Source organism: Streptomyces sp. DSM 40750 (assembly GCF_024612035.1).
In the GTDB taxonomy this organism is placed as follows: domain Bacteria; phylum Actinomycetota; class Actinomycetes; order Streptomycetales; family Streptomycetaceae; genus Streptomyces.
Genome location: NZ_CP102513.1, coordinates 2805114 through 2826758 on the forward strand (window position 1 = coordinate 2805114; position 21645 = coordinate 2826758).

A 21645-nucleotide genomic window follows, 5' to 3' on the forward strand; every position below is an offset into this window, starting at 1 on the left:
GCCGTGACCTCCTCCCCCTCCCTCGTCCCGCCCTCCGTCCCCCGGCTGGTCGTCGCCGCGCCCTCCTCGGGCAGCGGCAAGACCACCGTGGCCACGGGGCTGATGGCCGCGCTCACCGCGCGGGGGCTCGTCGTGTCCCCGCACAAGGTGGGGCCGGACTACATCGATCCCGGGTACCACGCGCTCGCGAGCGGGCGGGCGGGGCGGAACCTCGACGCGTATCTGTGCGGGCCGGAGCTGGTCGCGCCGCTGTTCGCGCACGGGGCACGCGGGTGCGACATCGCCGTCGTCGAGGGTGTGATGGGGATGTACGACGGGGCCGCGGGGGAAGGGGAGTTGGCGTCCACCGCGCATGTGGCGAAGCTGCTGCGGGCGCCGGTGGTGCTCGTCGTGGACGCGTCGTCGCAGTCGCGGTCCGTGGCGGCGCTGGTGCACGGGTTCGTCTCCTGGGATCCGGAGGTGCGGGTCGGGGGCGTCATCCTCAACAAGGTCGCGTCGGACCGCCACGAGGAGTTGCTGCGGGACGCGTTGGACTCGGCCGGGGTGCCGGTCCTCGGGGTGCTGCGGCGGGCTCCTCAGGTGGACACGCCGTCCAGGCATCTGGGGCTGGTGCCGGTCGCCGAGCGGCATGCGGCGGCGGTGGAGGCGGTCGCCGCGATGGCCGAGCAGGTGCGGGCGGGGTGCGACCTGGAGGGGCTGGTCGCGCTGGCGCGGAGTGCGGGGGCGTTGTCGGGTGCGGCTTGGGACGCGGCTGAGGCGGTGGCTTCTTCGCCCCCGTCGCCCCTTCCCGTCCCGGCCCTGGGGGCCGCGCCCCCGGACCCCCGCCATCGGCTCGAACGGCCTCGTCCTCCATCGCAGGGCACCGCTCCTCGTCGAACGCTGGGCGAGCCGCCGGTGATCGCCGTTGCCGGGGGGACCGCGTTCACCTTCTCCTACGCGGAACAGATCGAGCTGTTGGCCGCCGCCGGTGCCGAGGTCGTCTCCTTCGATCCGCTTCGGGACGAGCAACTGCCCGAGGGGACGAGCGGGTTGGTCATCGGGGGCGGGTTTCCGGAGGTGTACGCCGCCGAGCTGTCCGCCAATGAGCCGTTGCGCAAGGCCGTCGCCGAGCTGGCCCTGGCCGGGGCTCCTGTCGCCGCCGAGTGTGCGGGGCTGCTGTATCTCTGTCGGGAGCTGGACGGGCAGCCCATGTGCGGGGTGCTCGACGCCACGGCTCGGATGGATGCGCGGCTCACCCTCGGGTATCGGGACGCGGTGGCCATCGGCGACAGTGTGCTGGCGGTGGCGGGGACGCGGATGCGGGGGCACGAGTTCCACCGGACGGTCGTCGAGCCGGGGGCCGGGCCGGCTCCCGCCTGGGGGGTACGGACCCCTCGGCGGCGGGTCGAAGGTTTCGTACAGCGCGGTGTGCACGCGAGTTATCTGCACACGCACTGGGCGTCCGAGCCCGGTGTCGCCCGTCGGTTCGTGGAGAGGTGCCGGACGTCATGAGCAGCAGGCTGATCGGAGTCGGGGTCGGGCCCGGTGACCCGGAGCTGGTGACCGTCAAGGGCGTCAACGCGCTGCGGGCCGCCGATGTCGTCGTCGTGCCGGTGATGGACACCGGGGAGCAGGGGCGTGCCGAGGCGACCGTGCTGCACTACGTGGGCGAGGAGAAGGTCGTCCGGGTCGTGTTCGCCCTGAATGAGCGGACCGACCGGGCGCGGCGCGAGGCCGCCTGGGACGCCGCCGGGGAGCGGGTCGCCCGGCTGCTCGGGGAGCACACGAGCGTCGCGTTCGCCACCATCGGCGACCCCAACGTGTACTCCACCTTCACCTATCTCGCCCAGACCATCGGGGAGCTGGTGCCGGGGACCGTCGTCGAGACCGTGCCCGGTATCACCGCGATGCAGGACCTCGCCGCGCGCTCCGGTGCCGTGCTGGCCGAGGGCACCGAACCGCTCACGCTCGTGCCCGTCACCGCCGGGGCGGCCGTGCTGAAGGACGCCCTGAACGGGCCGGGGACCGTGGTGGCGTACAAGTTCGGGCGGCAGGCGCAGGCCGTCGTCGAGGCGTTGCGGGAGACCGGACGGATCGAGGACGCCGTGTGGGGGTCCGCGCTGGGGCTGGCCGAGGAGTCCATCCGGGCCGCCGACGAGCTGGACGGCCGGCCCCTCCCCTACCTCTCCACCCTCATCGCGCCCGCCCGGCGCGACGGCGGACGCGGCGGGAAGCTGTGACCGGATTCCCGAACGTCGCTCACTCCGCCACGCGTATCAGGCCGTCGGCCAGGCCCGGCACGAGGTGCGGGCGTCCACGCGGCGGAACCGCATATGTCACAGCCCCGCGCCCCTTCGGGGCGCGGACCGAAGGGGCACGGCCCCGTTGCCCTTTGAGAGAGGAACGATGAACCCCATGGCCGATGAGCCCACCGGCAAGGTGATCTTCGTCGGGGCCGGGCCCGGTGCCGCTGATCTGTTGACGTTCCGTGCCGCGCGGGCGATCGCGGAGGCGGATGTCGTGATCTGGGCGGCGAGTCTGGTGCAGGCGGAGGTCCTGGACCATGCCCGGGAGGGCGCGGAGATCCTCGACTCGGCGGCCATGTCCCTGGAGGATGTCGTCGCCGTGTACGAGCGGGCGGCCGAGGAAGGGCTGAAGGTCGCCCGTATCCACTCCGGCGATCCGGCGCTGTGGGGCGGTACGCAGGAGCAGCTGGACCGGTGTCGTGCCGTCGGGATCGCGACCGAGGTGATTCCCGGGGTGTCCTCCTTCTCCGCCGTCGCCGCGCTCGCGCAGCGCGAGTTGACGATTCCGGAGGTCGCGCAGTCCGTGATCCTCACCCGGCTCGGCGGCGGCAAGACGCCGATGCCGCCCGGCGAGGAGGTCCGGGAGTTCGCGCGGCACGGCACGACCATGGCGGTCTTCCTGTCCGCCGCGCGCAGCGGACAGTTGGTGCGGGAGCTGCTGGAGGGCGGCTATCCGACGTCGACGCCCGTGGTCGTCGCCTACCAGGCGACCTGGCCGGAGGAACTGGTCGTGACGTGCACGATCGGCACGCTGGAGGAGACCGTCAAGGAGCACAAGCTCTGGAAGCACACCCTCTTCCTGGTCGGCCCGGCCCTCGACGCCCAGGGCACCCGCTCGCACCTCTACCACCCGGGCCACTTCCACGGGTACCGCAAGGCCGACCCGGCAGCCCGCAAGGCCCTGCGCGCGGCGACCCGCGAGGCGCGTCGCGCGACGGCTCCGGAGGCGACGCCCGAGACACGGAACGAAGGAGTCACTCAGTGATCGGCCTCATTTCCGCCACCGCGGCGGGGGCGGCCGCGCGGGACCGGCTGGCCGCCGCGTGGCCGGACCGGGTACGCGTGTACGACGGCCCCGTCGGCGACTCCGTACGAGCCGCGTTCGCCGAGTGCGGGCAGCTCGTGTGCTTCCTCGCCACGGGGGCCGTGGTGCGGCTGGTCGCGCCGCTCCTGGGGGACAAGGAGTCCGACCCGGGTGTGGTGTGCGTCGACGAGGGCGGGCGGTTCGCCGTCTCGCTGGTCGGCGGCCATGGAGGCGGGGCCAATGAACTCGCCCTTGAGGTGGGCGAGTTGTTGGGGGCGCAGCCTGTGGTGACGACCGCCACGGATGCGGTGGGGGTGCCTGGGCTGGACACGCTCGGGCTGCCTGTCGAGGGGGATGTCGCCGGGGTTTCCCGCGCCGTGCTCGACGGGGAGACCGTTGAGCTGCACTTGGAGGTCGGCTGGCCTCTGCCCGCGTTGCCGTCGAATGTGAGGCGCCCGGCGGTGGACGCCGCGCCCACCCGGCGCGGCGGACCGGCGATTCACGTGACCGACCGCCTGCTCGGCACAGACCGTCAGCTCGGCACAGACCGTCAGCTCGGCACCGACCGACTGCGAGAGGCCGTCCGCCAGACCGAGGCCGACCGTCTACCCGAGGCCGACCGTCAGCTCGGCACCGACCGACTGCGAGAGGCCGTCCGCCAGACCGAGGCCGACCGTCTGCGCGACACCGACCGCCAGCCCGAGACCGACCGTCTGCCCGAGACCGACCGTCTGCCCGAGACCGACCGTCTGCCCGAGACCGACCGTCTGCCCGAGGCCGGTGAAGCCCGGGTCGTCCTCCGTCCCCCGTCCCTCGTCGTGGGCGTCGGTGCCTCCAGGGGAGCACCGGCCGACGAGATCCTCGACCTCGTCCGCCGCACCCTCCACGACGCCGGTCTCTCCCCCCAGTCCCTCGGCGAGCTCGCCACCGTCGACGCCAAGGCCGACGAACCCGGTGTCGTCGAGGCGGCCGGACGGCTGGGTGTGCCCCTGGTGACCTACTCGGCCGAGGAGTTGGCGGCGGTCGAGGTACCCAACCCCTCCGACGCTCCCCTCGCCGCCGTGGGCACCCCCTCAGTCGCCGAGGCCGCCGCGCTCGTACGCGGGGGTGAACTGCTCGTGCCCAAGCGGAAGTCGGAGCGGGCGGACGGGCGGCCGGCGATGGCGACGTGTGCGGTCGTACGGCGGGCGGCGCGGGGGCGGCTCGCGGTGGTCGGGCTGGGGCCCGGCGCCCGTGATCTGCTGACGCCCCGGGCCAAGGCCGAACTCCGGCGCGCCTCCGTACTCGTGGGGCTCGACCAGTACGTGGACCAGATCCGCGATCTGCTGCGGCCCGGCACACTGATCCTGGAGTCCGGGCTGGGCGCGGAGGAGGAGCGGGCGCGGACGGCGGTCGCGGAGGCCCGGAAGGGGCAGGCCGTCGCGCTGATCGGGAGCGGGGACGCGGGGGTGTACGCCATGGCGTCGCCCGCGCTCGCCGAGGCCTCCGACGACATCGACGTGATCGGCGTACCCGGTGTCACGGCCGCGCTCGCCGCCGCCGCGATCCTCGGCGCGCCGCTCGGGCACGACCATGTCGCGATCAGCCTGTCCGATCTGCACACGCCGTGGGAGGTCATCGAGCGGCGGGTGCGGGCGGCGGCCGAGGCCGACATCGTGGTGACGTTCTACAATCCGCGCAGCCGGGGCCGGGACTGGCAGTTGCCGAAGGCGCTCTCGATCCTGGCCGAGCACCGGGAGCCGACGACGCCCGTCGGTGTCGTACGCAACGCCTCGCGGCCGGACGGGTCGAGTCGGCTGACGACCCTGGCCTCGCTCGATCCGGCGACGGTCGACATGATGACCGTCGTGACCGTGGGCAACACGGCGACCCGGGAGATCGCGGGACGCATGGTGACGCCGCGCGGCTACCGCTGGCAGGAGAACCCGGAGGGCGCCCGGTGAACCGTACGGACCGCCCGATCGTCGTCGGCGACGTGTCCGGGGCGGGCGGGCCGGCGGTGGCCGCCGCCGCGCTTCCCGACGTTCTGCCGCACCCCTTTGTTCCATACTCCGAGGAGAAATCGTGACCACCCCGCCGCCCGCCCTGCTCATCGCCGGTCATGGCACCCGGGACGATGCCGGGGCCGAGGCGTTCCGCGACTTCGTCCGGGAGCTGGGGCGCCGCCACCCCGAGCTGCCCGTCGCGGGCGGTTTCATCGAGCTGTCGCCGCCGCCGCTGGGCGAGGCCGTGACCGAGCTGGTGGAGCGGGGGGTGCGGCGGTTCGCCGCCGTCCCGCTGATGTTGGTGTCCGCCGGGCACGCCAAGGGGGACATCCCGGCGGCGCTGGCCCGCGAGAAGGAGCGGCACCCGGGACTCTCGTACACCTACGGCCGTCCGCTGGGTCCGCACCCGGCGCTGCTGCGTGTGCTGGAGCGGCGGCTGGACGAGGCGCTCGGCGGGGACGGCCGTACGCCGGGCGACCGGGCCGATGTGACCGTGCTGCTCGTCGGGCGCGGGTCCACCGACCCCGACGCCAACGCCGAGGTGCACAAGGCGGCCCGGCTGCTGTGGGAGGGGCGCGGGTACGCGGGTGTGGAGACGGCGTTCGTGTCGCTGGCGGCACCGGACGTGCCGAGCGGCCTCGACCGGTGTGTGAAGCTGGGCGCCGGGCGGATCGTCGTGCTGCCGTACTTCCTGTTCACCGGCATCCTGCCGGACCGGGTGCGGGACCAGACCGAGGGCTGGGCTGCCGCGCATCCGGAGATCGAGGTACGGTCGGCCGATGTCATCGGACCGGAACCCGAGTTGCTCGAACTGGTCATGGAGCGGTACCGGGAGGCGCTGGCGGGCGATCTGCGCATGAACTGCGACTCCTGCGTCTACCGCGTCGCCCTGCCCGGCTTCGAGGACAAGGTGGGGCTGCCACAGCAGCCGCACTTCCACCCGGACGACGACGGGCACCACGGCCACCACCATCACCACGGGGGACACACGCACTCCCATGCACACTGAACCGGACACCGCGAGCGGCCACGACCTGCGGCATCACGGCGATGCAGAGGTCCGGGACGACGGGGCGAGACTCACCGATCTCGCCGTGAACGTCCGGGCCGACACACCGCCCGCCTGGCTGCGGGAGCGGATCGCCGACTCGCTGACCGGGCTGGCCGCCTACCCGGACGGACGCGTCGCCCGGGCGGCGGTAGCGGCCCGGCACGGGCTGCCGACGGACCGGGTGCTGCTCACAGCGGGCGCCGCCGAGGCCTTCGTGCTGCTCGCTCGCGCCCTGAAGGTCCGTCAAGCAGTGGTCGTGCATCCACAGTTCACGGAACCGGAGGCCGCGCTGCGGGACGCCGGGCACTCCGTGGACCGGGTGCTGCTGCGGGAGTCGGACGGCTTCCGCCTGGATCCGGCGGCCGTGCCGGAGGACGCGGACCTGGTCGTCATCGGCAACCCGACCAACCCGACGTCGGTACTGCACCCGGCGGCGTCCATCGCCCGACTGGCCAGGCCGGGGCGGACGTTGGTGGTCGACGAGGCGTTCATGGACGCGGTGCCGGGTGAGCGCGAGGCACTGGCCGGCCGGACGGACGTGCCCGGCCTCGTCGTGCTGCGCAGCCTCACCAAGACGTGGGGGCTGGCCGGCCTGCGGATCGGCTACGTTCTCGCCGCGCCGGAGACGGCAGCCGAGTTGGAGCGCGCCCAGCCCCTGTGGCCGGTGTCCACGCCCGCCCTCGCGGCGGCCGAAGCGTGTATGTCGGACCGGGCCCTGGCGGAGGCGTCCGCCGCGGCGGGCCGGATCGCCGCCGACCGTGCCCATCTGGTCGCCGGGCTCAAGGAGTTCGGCCCCGACGGCCTGGTGGTGGCCGAGCCCGCCGAGGGCCCGTTCGTCCTGGTCCGCCTGCCCCGCGCGGCGGCCGTACGACGCCATCTGCGCAACCTCGGCTTCGCCGTCCGCCGCGGTGACACCTTCCCGGGGCTGGACGAGGAGTGGCTGCGCCTGGCGGTCCGCGACCGGACGACGGTCAACACCTTCCTCCAGGCACTGGACCGCGCGATGACGCTGGCGGACCGCTGAGCGGCGGGAGCTACTCCTCAGGGCGCGTCAGGGAGCTTGTGGCATAAGGCAGTTCGTCCCGGCGCACCTGTTCCCGGGTGCCGTCCGGGAAGCGGATGTCCACCTGCCCGTCGGAGTCGAGGGTCGCGCTCGCCCCGGTGTGCGGGGTGTGCGGGTCGCCGCTGAGCATGACGAGCGTGACCAGGACCGGCCCGCTCCCGCCGGGCCCTTCCAGTACGGGCGTCGCCGAGTGGTGCCCGTACGCGTTCGTGCCGACGGCTCGCGCCACGGTTCCGGGCCCGTCGCCCCAGCCGTACAGGCCCACGATCGCGCTCGTCAGACCGTCCGCGCGGCGGGCCAGCGCCCAGCCCGGTCCCGACGCCCGCACCGGCGGCGCGGCATCGTCGGCCACGGCCCAGCCCCCCTCCCGTACGGCCGTGTCGGGCGAGGCGTCGACGCGGTGCACCCGGATCTCCCACGGGCCGTGCACCACGCTGGTCGTCTCGATGCCGCCGCCGTAGTGGGACGCGGCGCGGCGGCCCTCGACGCCCAGCGGATGGATGCGGCCGCGCGGGGAGGGCGTGCCGTCGGGTGCGAGCAGGGCGAGGTGGTTGTCGGGGCCCGGGGTCTCCGGTGCGGTGGCGCTGGAGTACGCGAGCCGGGCGTAGTGCGGGCTGTCGTCGGCCGTGGCGGGCGGCGGCGGTAACCGGTCGCTGCCGTGGTTGACGAGTCGTACGAGCCCGTCGGCGGCGGTGGAGTGCAGCAGCCAGCCGGGAGCGGGCAGGGCCAGCGTGGTGTCGGCCGTGTCGACGGGCGCCGGCTCCTCCGGCGCGGTCCACACGGGGTGGCTCTCGGGGAGGAGCAGGCCGAGGAAGGCCTTGCTCGCCCAGTACGGGGAGGCGGGGCCCGAGTAGCGCTGGGTGACGGGGAGGAAGGGCCGGTACCAGCCCAGCGTGAGCAGGCCCCGCTCGTCGGGCACGCCGCGCTCCGCGAAGTGTCTCAGGGCACCGGAGGCGAGCCGGCGGGTACGGCCGGGCGGCAGGGGCGTGGCGTCGGCGAGGGCACCCGCCCACAGCGGGGCGGTGGTCGCGAAACGGTAGGTGAGCGAACGGCCTTGGTGCAGCGGTGCCCCGTCGGCGCCGAAGAAGTGCTGGTGGACGGCGAGGAACTCGCGCAGCCGCCCACGATGCCGGGCCACCAGCCCCGCATCCGCCCGTGGGCCCGCGATCCGCGCCCACAGCACCGGATACAGGTGCAGCGCCCACCCGTTGTAGTAGTCGAACTTCCGCCCGTCGCCGTCGGTGTACCAGCCGCCGCCCCGGTACCAGTCCTCCAGCCGGGCGAGCCCCGCGTCGATCTCGGCCCGGCTGTGCGGGGCGCCGACCGAGGCGAGGAACTCCTCGGTGATCACCTGGAAGAGCCGCCAGTTGGAGTCGTTGACGTCCGCCCCGACGAACCCGCCCAGCCACTCGACGATCCGCCCGCGTACGCCGTCGTCGAGCCGGTCCCACAGCCACGGCCGGGACTCGTGCAGCGCGATCGCGATCGACGCGGCCTCCACCATGGGCTGCGCGCGGTCGGTGATGGCCGGCCATCGCTCGTCGCCGCCGCGCGGATCCGTCCCGGCGGCGAGCCCGGCCGCGTAGCGCTCGATCAGGTCCGGGCCGACCCGCCCGTCCGAGCCCGCGATCCGGAAGGCGGCGAGCAGGAAGGAGCGGGCGAACCCCTCCAGCCCGTCGGACAAGGGGCCGGAGTGACTGGCCCGCCCCGGCAGCCGGTACTGGGCCAGCCGCGGTGACGCGTACGGCACCAGCCCGTCGAGCAGCCGGTCGGCGACGGCCTCCCAGTGGGCGCGGGTCCAGCCGGTGAGGGGCGAGAGGGAGTGGTCGGCCGGGGGCAGGGAGGAGAGGTTCGGCAGATGGGTCGGATCGTCGGGGAGCGATACATACGGCGCGGTCATACGGGGGGTGGATCCTCCGGTGAGTCGTGGTCGAGGGCAGGGGCGACGCGCCCCGACAGGGGCGCTGGGCTGTGACATATGCGGCTCCGCCGCGTGGGCGCGACCGCTGCTCCGCCGCGTGGGCGCGACCGGCCGCAGACGACCCGCACTGTCACGACGGCCCTCTCGGAGGAGCGACACTGCGGCGCACGACTATGTGCGTGCCCAGCAAGTGGTGGCTCCCCGCGGCGTGCTCGGGGTCGCGCAGAGCGATCCGCACGGCCGCCCGCCCCAACTCCTCCGCGGGCGTCCGTACCGTGGTGAGCGGCGGATCGAAGTCCTCGGCCAGCGGAATGTCGTTGTACCCGACCACCGAGATGTCATCGGGAACGCTCAGCCCCGTCTCGGCGATCGCGCGGAGCGCCCCCGCGGCGACCATGTCGTCCCCCGCGAACACGGCCGTGAACTCCCGTGTCTCCTTGAGCAGTTCCGTCATCGCACGCAGCCCGGCGGGGCGACCGAGCCCGCAGTCGACGACGTGCGCGGCCTCGGGCGGCAGCCCGTGCTCCGCCAGCGCGGCCCGGTACCCCGCGACGCGGGCGTCGAGCGCGGTGTTCCCGGGCAGCCCGCCGAGGAAGACGATCCGGCGGTGCCCGGCCGACAGCAGATGCCCGGTGATCGCCCGTGCCCCCGCCTCGTTGTCGAACTCGACGACCAGCGCGGGGATCCCGGGATCCGGGGCCGGCCGCCCGCACAGCACCAGCCGGGCCCCGGAGGAGTCCAGGGCCTGCGCGTACTGAGCCACGCGTGAGCGGTACGCGTCGTCCTCGACGACCCCGCCGACGAGGATCACCAGGCGCGCCCCCTCCTCCCGCATGAGCCGTACGAAGTCCATCTCCCGCTGCGGGTCACCACCCGTGGCGCCGACCACACAGAGCCAGCCCCGGTCGGCGGCCTCCGCCTCCACGCCCTCGGCGACCTGGGCGTAGAAGGGGCTGGTGACCTGGCGGACGACGACGGCGGCCATCTTGCGGCCGCCGCCGACCAGGGCGCGGGCGTGCGCGTTGGCGACGTAGTCGAGTTCGCGGGCGGCGCGCAGGACGCGGGCCCGGGTGGCGGCGGGCACCGGATGGTTGCCGCTGAGCGCGCGGGACGCGGTGGCCATCGACACCCCCGCCCGCTCGGCGACCTCCCGGATCGTGACCCGCCCTTTGGCCGCCGGGCCCTTGGAGCCCGGCTCCTCGGACGCCATCCCCTTGGATCCCGAGGGCGTGGATTCCGTCCCCTTGGATCCCGAGGGCTTCGATCCCGTCCCCTTGGGCCCCGTCGCCTTGGATACCGAGTCCTTTGGCCCCATCCCCTTGGATCCCGTCGCCTTGGATCCCGTCGCCTTGGGCGCCATGTCGCTCCCCATCCCCCGCGTCTCCCGTCGCCGTTTCCGCCGACCGCTGTTCACGTATTGGCCGCGTAGTCCTTCGCGAACTCCTCGGCCATTCTGTCGCCGCCGCGCTCGCGCCACTTCTTCACGGTCGCGTCCCACTCGGAGAGCGGGAGGCGCCCGGCGACGATGCCGGTGACCGTGTCGTCGACGAGGGCCTTGAGGGTGGTGCCCTGGGAGTTCTTGGTGGCGGACTGGAGCCCGAAGGAGGCGTTGCGGATGGCGTGCGGCACGACCTTCCGCTGCCAGGTGTGCAGGGCCCGTACGGCGTCCGGCATGCCCGGCACGAACAGCACCTGCGGGCCCTCGGCGAGGTACTTCAGCGGCAGGTTGGTGTTGTTCTCGACCTCGCCGAGCTTGGTGACCTGCGGGGAGCCGTCCGCGCCACGGGTGAAGTGGGTGCCCTCGACGCCGTAGTGGACGAGTTCCCACTCCGCGCTGCCGAAGGGGGCGGCGAGGTAGTCGAGGATGCGCAGCAGCAGTTCGATCCGTTCCTTCTTCGCCTTCTTCAGCACGGTGTAGCCGAAGGAGCGGCGGGCGGCCACGATGCCGCCGGGCTCGCCGCCGACGCTGTACGGGAGGGCCGCCGCCGGGGTCAGCTTGCCTTTGCTCTCCCGGTACTTGGGGAGGTACGCGCCGAAGCCGTCCTGCATGGAGCCGACCGTGCCGTTGTAGTAGAGGGTGGTCAGGTCGATCTGGGAGACGGACGTGGCGTCGGGGTGGTACGAGCCGTCCTTGCGCAGCCGCGTCTGGAAGGCGATGGCCGCCTTGTAGCGCTCGTCGGCCAGCCCGGACTCGAAGGTGCCTGCCTTGGTGACGGCCCACTCCAGGGGCGCGTTGTGCGCGGCCGCGTGGACGGCGTTGCCGAAGAGGGAGCCGGCGGCGGCACCGAGGGCGTAGGTGCGGCCCGAGGTGGCCCGCTTGGCGACGGCGGCGAAGTCGTCGGCGGTCCAGCCCTCCTTCATGCCCGCGTCGGTGAACATGCCCTCGTTGAGCCAGAGCGTGGAGCCCGGCAGCGGGCGCTCCAGCGGGACGCCGTAGATGAGGCCGCCGATACGGCCCATGTCGCGCCAGGCGTGGGTGGGGATGTTCGCGAGGTTCGGATAGTCGGCGATCGCGTCCCCGGACAGGAAGTGGGTGAGGTCCTCGGCCCGGCGCCGTACGAACTCGCCCTCGCGGGGCAGGACGAAGCCGGAGAAGATGTTCATGATGTCCGGCAGGGTGTCGGCGTCGCCCGCCATCACCGTCGCCATCTTCTTCTGGTAGTCGGCCTGGGAGATGATCGTGTACTCGATCTTGACCCCGAGGGCCTTCTCGACCGCCGCCCAGAACCGGTTGGCCGAGGCGGGCTTGGGCGGCGTACCGAACGACACCGACATGACCTTGACCGTGGAGCCGTCACCCGGTGTGCGGGAGACCGACTTGGCCAGGTCGGCCGGGTAGGCGGTGTAGCCCGCCTGGACGCCGGCCTCGGTGGGCGCGAGGTCCGGCTTCGGGCCGCTCGCGGCGGCGTACGTCGGCCAGGGCGCGAGCTTCTTGCCCGCGCTGGAGACGTCGCTGTCGCCCGAGCCGGTGGAGCAGGCGGTCAGCAGGGAGGGCGCGGCGGCTGCGGCGCCGCCGACGGCCATGGAGCGGAGCAGGGTACGGCGGGACATGCGGGGCATGGGTGAATCACCTCGTGTCGGCTTGTGTCAGCTCTTGATGGCGCCGGTGAGCACGCCCTTGGTGAAGTACTTCTGCAGGAACGGGTAGACGAGCAGGATCGGAACGGTGGCGATCACCAGGACCGCCATCTGCACGGTCTGCGGCGCGGTGACGGTCGCCTCGCCGGTCGTCGCGTCGGTGAGCCCGGAACCGGCCACCACATAGGTGCGGAGGACCTGCTGGAGGGGCCAGTGGTCGCTCTCCAGGTACAGCGAGGCGTAGAACCAGGAGTTCCAGTACCCCACCGCGTAGAAGAGTCCGACGACGGCGAGCGCGGCCTTGGACAGCGGCAGTACGACCGAGAAGAGCACCCGCCAGTCCCCCGCCCCGTCGAGCCGCGCCGCCTCGTACAGCTCCTCGGGGATGCCCTGGAAGAAACCGCGCAGGACGACGAGGTTGAAGACGTTCACGAGGACGGGCAGGACCAGCGAGGCGTAACTGTCCAGCAGGCCGAGCTCCTTGACCAGCAGGAAGCTCGGGATCATGCCGGGCGGGAAGAGGAAGGTGAACAGGATGAGCAGCAGCACCGGCTTGCCGCCGAAGACGCCGGGGCGGGAGAGCGCGTAGGCGAGGGTCACCGTGCAGGCGAGGCTGAGCAGGGTGCCGACGAGGGTGACTCCGGCGCTGACGCCGAGGGCGTGGGTGACGATGCCGCCCTCGAGGATGTCGCGGTACGCGTCCAGGCTCGGCTCGGTCGGCCACAGCACCCAGCCGCCGTTGGCCACGACCTCGTCCGTCGAGGCCAGGGACGTGGACACGATCACCAGGAACGGCACGCACACCAGCAGCACGACGGCCACGAGGGCGACGGCCTTGGCCGCCTGGGTGAGGGGCTTCGGCTTCTCCAGCCAGCCGGGGCGGACGTGCCGGGTCTCCCGGACGGGTCGAGCGGGCCGGACCGGCCCGGGGTGGGCGCTCACTTGTAGACCCCCTGTTCGCCGAGGCGGTGGGCGACCTTGTTGGCGGCGTAGACGAGAAGCGCGCCGATGACGCCCTTGAACAGGCCCGCGGCTGCGGCGAATCCGTAGTCGCCGCCGACGATGCCCTGGTAGTAGACGAAGGTGTCGATGATCTCGGCGGCCTCCGGGCCGACCGCGTCGCGCTGGAGCAGCATCTGCTCGAAGCCGACGGAGAGGATGTCGCCGAGCCGCATGATGAGCAGCAGCACGATCACCGGGCGGATGCCGGGCAGGGTGACATGCCAGAAGCGGCGCCAGGGGCCGGCCCCGTCGATCGCGGCGGCCTCGTACTGCTGCTCGTCGACCTGGGCGAGGGCGGCGAGGAAGATGATCGTGCCCCAGCCGGCGTCCTTCCAGATGACCTGGGCGACGGTGAGCGGCCGGAAGGCGTCGGGGTTGCCGATGATGTCGACGGTGCTCAACCCCATGCCGTCCAGCGAGGAGTTGAGCAGTCCGGTGTCGCCGAGCAGCTGCTGGAACAGGGCGACGACGATCACCCATGAGATGAAGTGCGGCAGATACGCCACCGACTGCACGAAGCGGCGGACGCTGCTCCTGGTGAGGCTGTGCAGCAGCAGGGCGAGCGCGAGCGGCACCGGGAAGTAGAAGACGATCTGGAGGACGGCGATCCAGACGGTGTTGAGGACGGCCGCCCAGAACGCCCCGTCCTCGAACATCCGCCGGAAGTTGCCGGTGCCGACCCAGGGGCTGGCCCAGATGCCGTCGAACGGCACGTACTCCTTGAACGCGATGAGGTTGCCGGCCAGCGCGCCGTAGTGGAACAGCAGGAAGTAGGCCAGGCCGGGGAGCATGAGCAGCAGGAGTGCCAGGGAACTCCGGTTTCGCGTCCGGCTCTGAAAACCTTTTCGTCGGGGTGGCGCGCCGTCCGCTCGACGATGTGCCGGTTCAACTCCCTCGGTACCTGCGCGTTCCCGTAGCACCACGCCCACGGGTCCCCCTCACATCTCGTAGTCGGAGTGAGGGGAAGTTAAAACGTTTTCATCGTTCGGTCAACAGTCCTGACACACAAGGGGTGTTGGCGCCGGGACCCGTTCCGGCCGTCCCGCCCCTGCGGCTTCACACCGCCTCACGTATCCGTACAGGACTTCTCCGCATCGTTCGCAGTCCGAAACTCGCCCTTCCATTTGACATGTTCATTGACACGCCTTCGGGGGGCGTTGGTACACAGATGGGCCCGGCGATTCCTGTGCGATCCCTGTGCCCACGGGGGAACAAGGAGCCCTTCATGGCAGCCTTAGACCACACCCGCGTCCGTATCCGCCTCCGCCGCGTCCGTCTCCGCCGTTTCCGCCTCCGTGCCGCCATGGTCGGCGCCGTGGCGACGGCCCTGATCATCGGCACCGCGCCCGCCACCCCCGCCAGGACCAGCGAGGCGAGACCCGCGGCCGCGGTGGAACCCGACACCAGCGATCCCCGCGAGGGCTGGAGACCCGCCAGCGAACTCGCCCGGGACAAGGACGAACCGGGTTTCCTGGAGCGCCTCTTCGGCGACGACGAGAACGACGACGAGGCCGATCGGGGCGACGAGTACAAGCCGCCCCGCATCGGCCTCGACCGCTCCCGGGGCTCCGCCTCCCTCACCCACCGGGGCATCACGGGCGACGCCGACGGCGTCCGTATCGCGGCCCCCCGCACCACGCACACCACCGGCGCCGACCTCACCTGGAGCGCGTACCGGGGCAAGGGCCTGCGGGAGTACGAGGTCCACCGCTCCACGAAGAAGGACTTCACCCCCACCGACGAGACCCTTGTCGCCCCCGTCGACCGCCGCACCCGCGCCTTCGCCGACCGCACCGCGCCCCCGGCGCCCGACGGCACCGGCGAGGCCCGCACCCACCACTACCGGATCGTCGTCCGCACCCAGCAGGGCAAGCTGCTGGCCGGCCCGGTGCGCACGGTCGAACTGCCCGCCGTCGGCAAGGTGATCGAGGGCGAGAAGCTGCTCGCCGCCCCCGAGGGCGAGACCTACTTCCTGCCGTACACGCCCGCGCGGATGATCCCCGGCGAGAAGGCCACCGTCGAGGCGACGCTCACCAACACCACCGACTCCGTGTGGAAGAAGGGCGAGCGCGTCCTGTCCTACCGCTGGACGCTGGACGGCAAGGACGTCACCAACCTCCTCAACAAGGACGCGACCGGGCTGCCGAAGGACGTGGCGCCCGGCGAAACCGTCACGTTCGACGCGGAGTTGAAGGCGCCGGTCCTGGTCGACCCGCTCGACAAGCGGCTGACCTTCGGCCTGGAGTGGGACCTGCGGGAGAAGGCCACCGGCGACTGGCTGTCCGAGACGGACGGGGTGCCGCCGTCGAAGCACGAGGTCACCGCCGAGTACCCGACCTCCGACCAGCTCGGTCTTGAGGACTTCCACTCGTACGCCGGGAAGAACACCGGTGCGGGTTCGGCGCTGATGAGCAATCTTCACGCCGGCAACGCCGTGTGGTCGTACAACTCCTTCTCGAACCCGTCGCTGGGCTTCTCGACCTTCCTGCGGCTGGCCTACAACTCGCAGGACGCGTCCAGCACTCCGGCCGGTCTCGGCTGGTCGCTGCAGGCCTCCTCGCCGGTCCGGCTCGGCACGCCGCTGGACTTCCATCCGTCCGCGCTGCTGCCCAAGCAGATCACGCTGACCGACGGCGACGGCACCAGCCATGTCTTCGGCAAGAACAAGAAGGGCGAGTGGGACTCCCCCGCCGGGGTCCACTTCCGCGTCAGGCAACTGGAGAAGGACTGTCTGCTCCATCCCCACCAGCGGGAGGCCTGGGAGTTCCTGCGTCCGGACCGCACGCGGTTCCTCTTCGACTGCCAGGGCTATCCGAGCGCCCAGGTGGCCAAGAACGGCAACCGGATGGAGTTCACGTACGAGGAGCGGCTGCTCGGGCACCCGTCGAAGCTGCTGAAGTACGTCACCGACGCCGAGGGCCGGCGCACGCTCACCGTCGACTACTGGGAGAAGGGCGAGGCGTACTCGTACGTCGACAAGGACGGCGAGGTCCGTGAGGGCAAGCATCTCCTCAACCCGTTCATCATCGACAAGGTCCGCTCCGTCACCGATGTCTCGGGGCGGCGGATCGACTTCACGTTCACCGAGAAGGGCCTGCTGGCCCGGCTGACGGACGGTGCGAACGCCGCCGAGAAGCTCCGCAAGGTCTTCAAGTTCGACTACGGCAAGGAGTTCGACCACCCCGGCCTGAAGCTCGTCAAGGTCACCGACCCGCGCGGACACGCCTCCGAGGTGGACTACGTCGGCCCGCACGACGACAAGGACCAGCTGCACTATCTGGGCTACACCAAGACCGTCACGGACCGGGTCGGCGGCCTGACCAAGTACCGCTACGAGGACCCCGACGGCCATGACGGCAAGGGGACCCGGACCGTCGTCACCGATGCCGAGGGCAACCCCTCCACGCAGCAGATGGACGGCTACGGCCGCCCGGTGAAACTCACCGACGCCAAGAAGCGGACCACGAGACTGGGTTGGGACGCGGACAACAACGTCACGCGTCTGGAGGAGAACAACGGCGCCGCCCGCACCTGGAAGTACGACCCCAGGACGGGCTACCCACTGGAGTCGAGGGACGCCGAGAGCGTCAAGAACGACCGGCCCGCCGCCACACTCACCTACGCGACCGGCGAGAACGGCTACATCGCCGACCTGGTGCGCCGCGTCTCCCCGGAAGGCCGCACCTGGCAGTTCGGCTACGACGCGCGCGGCAACATGATCTCGGTCACCGACCCCAAGGGCGTGCAGAGCGAGCCCGAGGGCGACCACACCTCCGTCAACGCCTATGACGCGCGGGGCCGGCTCACCTCCGCCACCGACGCGGGCGAGCACACCACGAAGTTCGAGGACTACGACCCCTCCGGCTATCCGCGGGTGATCGTCGACGCACTCGGCAACCGTACGGTGACGACGTACGACGTGCGCGGCAACGTCACCGAGGTCCAGGAGGCCGACGGGGCGACGACCACGCAGACGTACGACGTGTTCGCGCGTCCGCTGGAGAACCGCAGGCCGAAGGACCAGAAGGCCGGCGAGTTCATCGTCACGCCCGCGCCCGAGTACGACACCAACGACAACACCCTCGTCTTCACCGCCCCCAACGAGGTGTCGAGCACCAGCGAGTTCGACGCCGCGGACCAGCTGCTGAAGTCCGTCCAGCCGGGCGACGAGGAGGGCTCCCCGGAGCGGGTCTCGACCTTCACCTACGACAAGGTCGGCAACCAGCTCACCTCGACGGAGCCGAAGGGCAACCTGACCGAGACGCCCGGGGACTTCACCTCGACGACCAGGTACGACGAGGTCTACCAGCCGATCGAGGCGGTCAACGCCGCGGGCAACCGGGCGAGCGCCGTCTACAACGACGTCGGCGACCTGGTGAAGGTCGTCGACGCCCGCAAGAACCAGACCGAGGACCCCGACGACTACACCAGCAGGTTCCGCTACGACCTCGACCACCGGCTCCTTGAGACCGCCGACGCGGCCGGCAAGTCGACGACCAGCACCTACGACTGGGACGGTCTGACCGTCGCCACCACGGACGCCGACGGCAACCGCACGGAGCTGGTCCTGGACCCCCGCGGCGCCCTGGTCGAGGCACAGGTCCCCCACGACGACGGCGTCATCCGCAAGACGCGCTTCGAGTACGACGAGGTCGGCAACCAGACCCGCGTCATCACCCCACGGGGCATGGAGACCGGCGACGACGACAAGGACTTCGCCGCCGAGACCGTCTACGACGAGCTGAACCGCGTCAAGGAGACCCTGAGCCCCTACGACCCGGACGACGACCGCTACAACACGCCGGACCGGACGACGTACGAGTACGACGCGCTGAGCCGGGTGAAGAAGGTCAGCGCCCCGCCGTCCGAGGGCCAGAGCGTCCGCAACGAGACGGAGTACACCTACTTCGACACCGGCTGGATCAAGACGTCCACGGACGCCTTCGACATCAAGAACACCTACAAGTACAACGACCTGGGCCAGCAGATCCAGAACACCCTGACCAGCGCGGGCGGTTCGGTCTCCCGCACCCTCGACTCCGCCTTCTACCCGAGCGGCGCGCTGAAGTCCCGCTCGGACGACGGAGTCCCGGTGGGCCTCCAGGTCGCCCTGGTCGACAACAGCGACGTCAACAACACGGCGCAGCAGGGCACGTGGGCGGCGGTCGCCCCCGAGGGCTCGTACGGCTACGACGCGCAGACCCACGCGGCCGGTTCGGGCGAGGACCGCTTCGTCTGGCAGCTGACCATCCCCCAGTCCGGGGACTACACGGTCTACGTCCAGTACCCGAAGGTCGACGGGGCGGCGAAGGACGCCAGCTACGAGATCAAGCACAAGGACGGCACGGAGACCAAGACCCTCGACCAGACCGAACTCCCCGGTGAATGGCGGTCGTTGGGCAAGTACGCCTTCACCGAGGACACCGGCCAGGCCATCACCCTCACCGACAAGGCGACCGGCACGGTGGTCGCGGACGCGGTCCGGCTGGTCCGCGACTACGAGGGCGACACCGACAACGAGAAGAAGGACTTCTCCTACCGCTACGACGCCAACGGCAACCAGATCGAGATCGTCGACAACAGCCCCGGGGTCGAGACCGACCGCTACACCCTGGCCTACGACGAACTCAACCAGCTCAGCGAGGTGAAGGAGCACGACGGGGACAGCGTCCGCAACACGACGGCCCTGACGTACGACGCCAACGGCAACACGCTGACGACGACCCACGACCTGACCTGGAGCAAGCTGGACTACGACCCGCTGGACCGGGTCGAGCGCATCACCAACGCCGCCTCACCGACAGCCGGTGACCAGCAGATCACCTCACTGAAGTACACCGCCCGAGGTGAACTGGCCGAACAGACCAAGCCGAACGGCAACGTCCTGACCGTCGACTACTACCTCGACGGCGCGGCGAAGAAGACCACGGAGCGACAGTCCGACGACACGCTCGTCGCCGAACACGCCCTGAAGTACAACGCCAACGGCCACAAGGTCGAGGACGTCCTGAAGCTGATGGACGCGGACGACCACGGCTCCACGATCGACAACACGTACGCGTACACCTACGACCCGCAGGACCGCATCGCGAAGGTCGCGAAGACCGGCGACGACGAGAAGACGGAGGAGTACCGGCACGACTCCGCCGGCAACGTGGTCTGGCAGACGGTGGACGACACGACCACCACCCACCGCTACGACCGCAACCGCCTCCTGACATCGACGGCGGACGGCGCCTCGTCCACGTACAACTACGACCCGCTGGGCCGCCTCGACACGGTCTCCTTCGGCGGCGAGACGATCCAGAAGTACCGCTACGACGGCTTCGACCGTCCGGAGTCCATCAGGGCGGGCACCGGGGACGCGGCCCGGACGACCCGTATGACGTACGACGCCTTCGACCGCACAGTGAAGGAGACGGTCGGCGGGGACGACGCGAAGACGACGCTCTTCACGTACCTGGGCATCACCTCGAACTCCCTGAAGGAGGAGGTGACCGACGAGGGCGTCACGTCGTTCCAGTACGCCTCGTGGGGCCAGAAGCTCACTCAGATCAAGGACGAGGAGGACAAGGACCCGGAGACGACCCAGTACCTCTACCACCCGCACGGCGACGTGGAGGCACTGACGGACTCCGACGGCAACACGAAGACGACGTACGGCTACACGGCGTACGGCAAGAACGACACGGCCCAGTTCACGGGCGCGGACAAGCCGGGGGCGGGCGGCGAGGCCGCGGAGCCCTACAACTCGTACCGCTTCAACGCGAAGCGCTACGACACGACATCCGGCACGTACGACATGGGCTTCCGCACCTACGACCCGGGCCTGAACCGCTTCCTGACCCGGGACATGTACGGCGGCGCCCTGGCCGACATGGGCCTGACCACCGACCCCTTCACCGGCAACCGCTACGCCTTCGCAGGCGGCAACCCGATCTCCTTCATCGAGATCGACGGCCACCTGTTCGGCCTGTCGTGGTCGGACATCGGCCACGCCGCACTGGACGTGGTGGGCCTCATCCCGGTCGTGGGCGAGGTCGCGGACCTCGCCAACTGCGGCTGGTACGCGGCCGAGGGCGAGTACGTCGACGCCGCCCTGTCCTGCGCCTCGGCGATCCCGTTCGCGGGGTACGGGGCGACGGCGGCGAAGGCGGCGCGGTACGGCGACAAGGCGTTGGACGCGATCGACACGGCGGGGGACGCGAAGCGGGCGACGAACGCGGCGACGGACACGGGCCGAGCAGCGGACACCGGCACACCCCCGGCAGGCGCCACTCCTGATGCCCCCACGACGCCCAAGGACCCAGCTCCCGCAGACGCGGCACCGGCGGCCCCCGCCAACCCGGCGCCCGCCCCGGCTCCGGCCCCGGCCCCGCCGAAGGTCCCGGAGGCGCCGCCGGCCAGCGGCGCGGCCTGCAAAGTGGGGAACAGCTTCGTCCCGGGTACGCAGGTCCTGATGGCCGACGGCACGACGAAGGCCATCGAGGACATCGGAATCGGCGACAAGGTCGCCGCGTCCGACGTGGAGACGGACGACGCCCAGACCCGCACCGTCACCCGCACGATCGAGGGCGACGGCACCAAGCACCTGGTCACGATCACGGTCGACACCGACGGCCGGGCGGGCGGCAAGACCTCCACGCTCACGGCCACCGACGGCCACCCGTTCTGGATACCCGACCTTGCGCGCTGGGTGGACGCCGAGGATCTGAAGCCCGACCAGTGGCTGAGCACAGGCAGCGGTACGTGGATCCGGATCACGGCTGTCACAGAACGGACGGCTCGGGCGACGGTCCACAACCTGACCGTCGAGGGCCTGCACACGTACTACGTGCTCGCGGGCGAGACGCCCGTACTCGTTCACAACAGCGGGTGCCGGACATTCGGATCCCAGTCGCCCAGTGGACGACTGGACGTCCCCGAAACGCAGGGTGTCTACATCATCAAGATGAACGACGGAATGGTGTACGTGGGATCTGCCACCAAGACGAACACCATTCACCGCAGGATCCATCGGGCGTTCAGTGACGACAAGCACGCGGTGAAGAGCGCCGGGTACAAGTCTTCCGATGTTCGAGAGCTCGACTGGATCGAGATCCCGAACGCCACCGAGAGGCTGATTTACCAGCACGAGCAAGGCCTGATCGACTACTACGGCGGTATCGGCGGGGGAACACTCCTGAACCGCATAAACGCCCCCGGCCCGTAGCCCTACCCGTAGAGCGCCATCCGT

General features: G+C 71.3%; 12 protein-coding genes. 7 read left to right on the forward strand and 5 right to left on the reverse strand.

All coding sequences use genetic code 11. From position 1 onward, the window contains the following. Positions 1-3: 3 nt before the first annotated feature. From JIX55_RS12535 to cobC, 6 genes are all read left to right on the forward strand, one after another. Positions 4-1491, forward strand: coding sequence for a cobyrinate a,c-diamide synthase (locus JIX55_RS12535; protein ID WP_257563378.1), 1488 nt, complete (start codon positions 4-6; stop codon positions 1489-1491). Then, complete coding sequence (cobI, locus tag JIX55_RS12540; protein ID WP_257563379.1) at positions 1488-2219, forward strand: precorrin-2 C(20)-methyltransferase; 732 nt, start codon at positions 1488-1490, stop codon at positions 2217-2219. Before JIX55_RS12535 ends, cobI begins: the two co-directional genes overlap by 4 nt. Before the next feature lie 175 nt (positions 2220-2394). Continuing rightward, positions 2395-3270 carry a precorrin-4 C(11)-methyltransferase gene (gene cobM / locus JIX55_RS12545; RefSeq protein ID WP_257563380.1) on the forward strand — a complete coding sequence of 292 codons (876 nt, stop codon included), beginning with the start codon at positions 2395-2397 and terminating at the stop codon, positions 3268-3270. After that, positions 3267-5252, forward strand: coding sequence for a precorrin-3B C(17)-methyltransferase (gene cobJ, locus JIX55_RS12550; protein ID WP_257563381.1), 1986 nt, complete (start codon positions 3267-3269; stop codon positions 5250-5252). The genes cobM and cobJ overlap by 4 nt, the downstream gene beginning before the upstream one ends. Before the next feature lie 121 nt (positions 5253-5373). Beyond that, entirely contained in the window at positions 5374-6303 is a 930-nt protein-coding gene (locus JIX55_RS12555) for a sirohydrochlorin chelatase (protein ID WP_257563382.1), read from the forward strand. Then, entirely contained in the window at positions 6293-7369 is a 1077-nt protein-coding gene (gene cobC / locus JIX55_RS12560) for an Rv2231c family pyridoxal phosphate-dependent protein CobC (RefSeq protein ID WP_257563383.1), read from the forward strand. Before JIX55_RS12555 ends, cobC begins: the two co-directional genes overlap by 11 nt. 10 nt (positions 7370-7379) lie before the next feature. On the opposite strand, the gene JIX55_RS12565 is transcribed toward cobC, so the two are convergent. From JIX55_RS12565 to JIX55_RS12585, 5 genes are all read right to left on the reverse strand, one after another. Further along, positions 7380-9308 carry a DUF2264 domain-containing protein gene (locus JIX55_RS12565; protein WP_257563384.1) on the reverse strand — a complete coding sequence of 643 codons (1929 nt, stop codon included), beginning with the start codon at positions 9306-9308 and terminating at the stop codon, positions 7380-7382. A 151-nt stretch (positions 9309-9459) separates the two neighbouring features. Further along, a complete protein-coding gene (locus JIX55_RS12570; protein WP_257563385.1) occupies positions 9460-10539 on the reverse strand; it encodes a LacI family DNA-binding transcriptional regulator in 1080 nt (359 codons plus the stop codon). 200 nt (positions 10540-10739) lie between these two features. Next, positions 10740-12389 (reverse strand): extracellular solute-binding protein, encoded by a 1650-nt coding sequence (locus JIX55_RS12575; RefSeq protein ID WP_257563386.1) that lies wholly within the window; start codon positions 12387-12389, stop codon positions 10740-10742. A 27-nt stretch (positions 12390-12416) separates the two neighbouring features. Continuing rightward, positions 12417-13349, reverse strand: a complete 933-nt coding sequence (locus tag JIX55_RS12580; protein WP_443046409.1) for a carbohydrate ABC transporter permease — start codon at positions 13347-13349, stop codon at positions 12417-12419. After that, entirely contained in the window at positions 13346-14200 is an 855-nt protein-coding gene (locus JIX55_RS12585) for an ABC transporter permease (RefSeq protein WP_257563387.1), read from the reverse strand. Before JIX55_RS12585 ends, JIX55_RS12580 begins: the two co-directional genes overlap by 4 nt. Before the next feature lie 434 nt (positions 14201-14634). Between JIX55_RS12585 and JIX55_RS12590 the strand changes: the two genes are divergently transcribed. Next, on the forward strand, positions 14635-21621 hold the full coding sequence (locus tag JIX55_RS12590) for a golvesin C-terminal-like domain-containing protein (protein ID WP_257563388.1): 6987 nt from the start codon (positions 14635-14637) through the stop codon (positions 21619-21621). Positions 21622-21645: the final 24 nt, after the last annotated feature.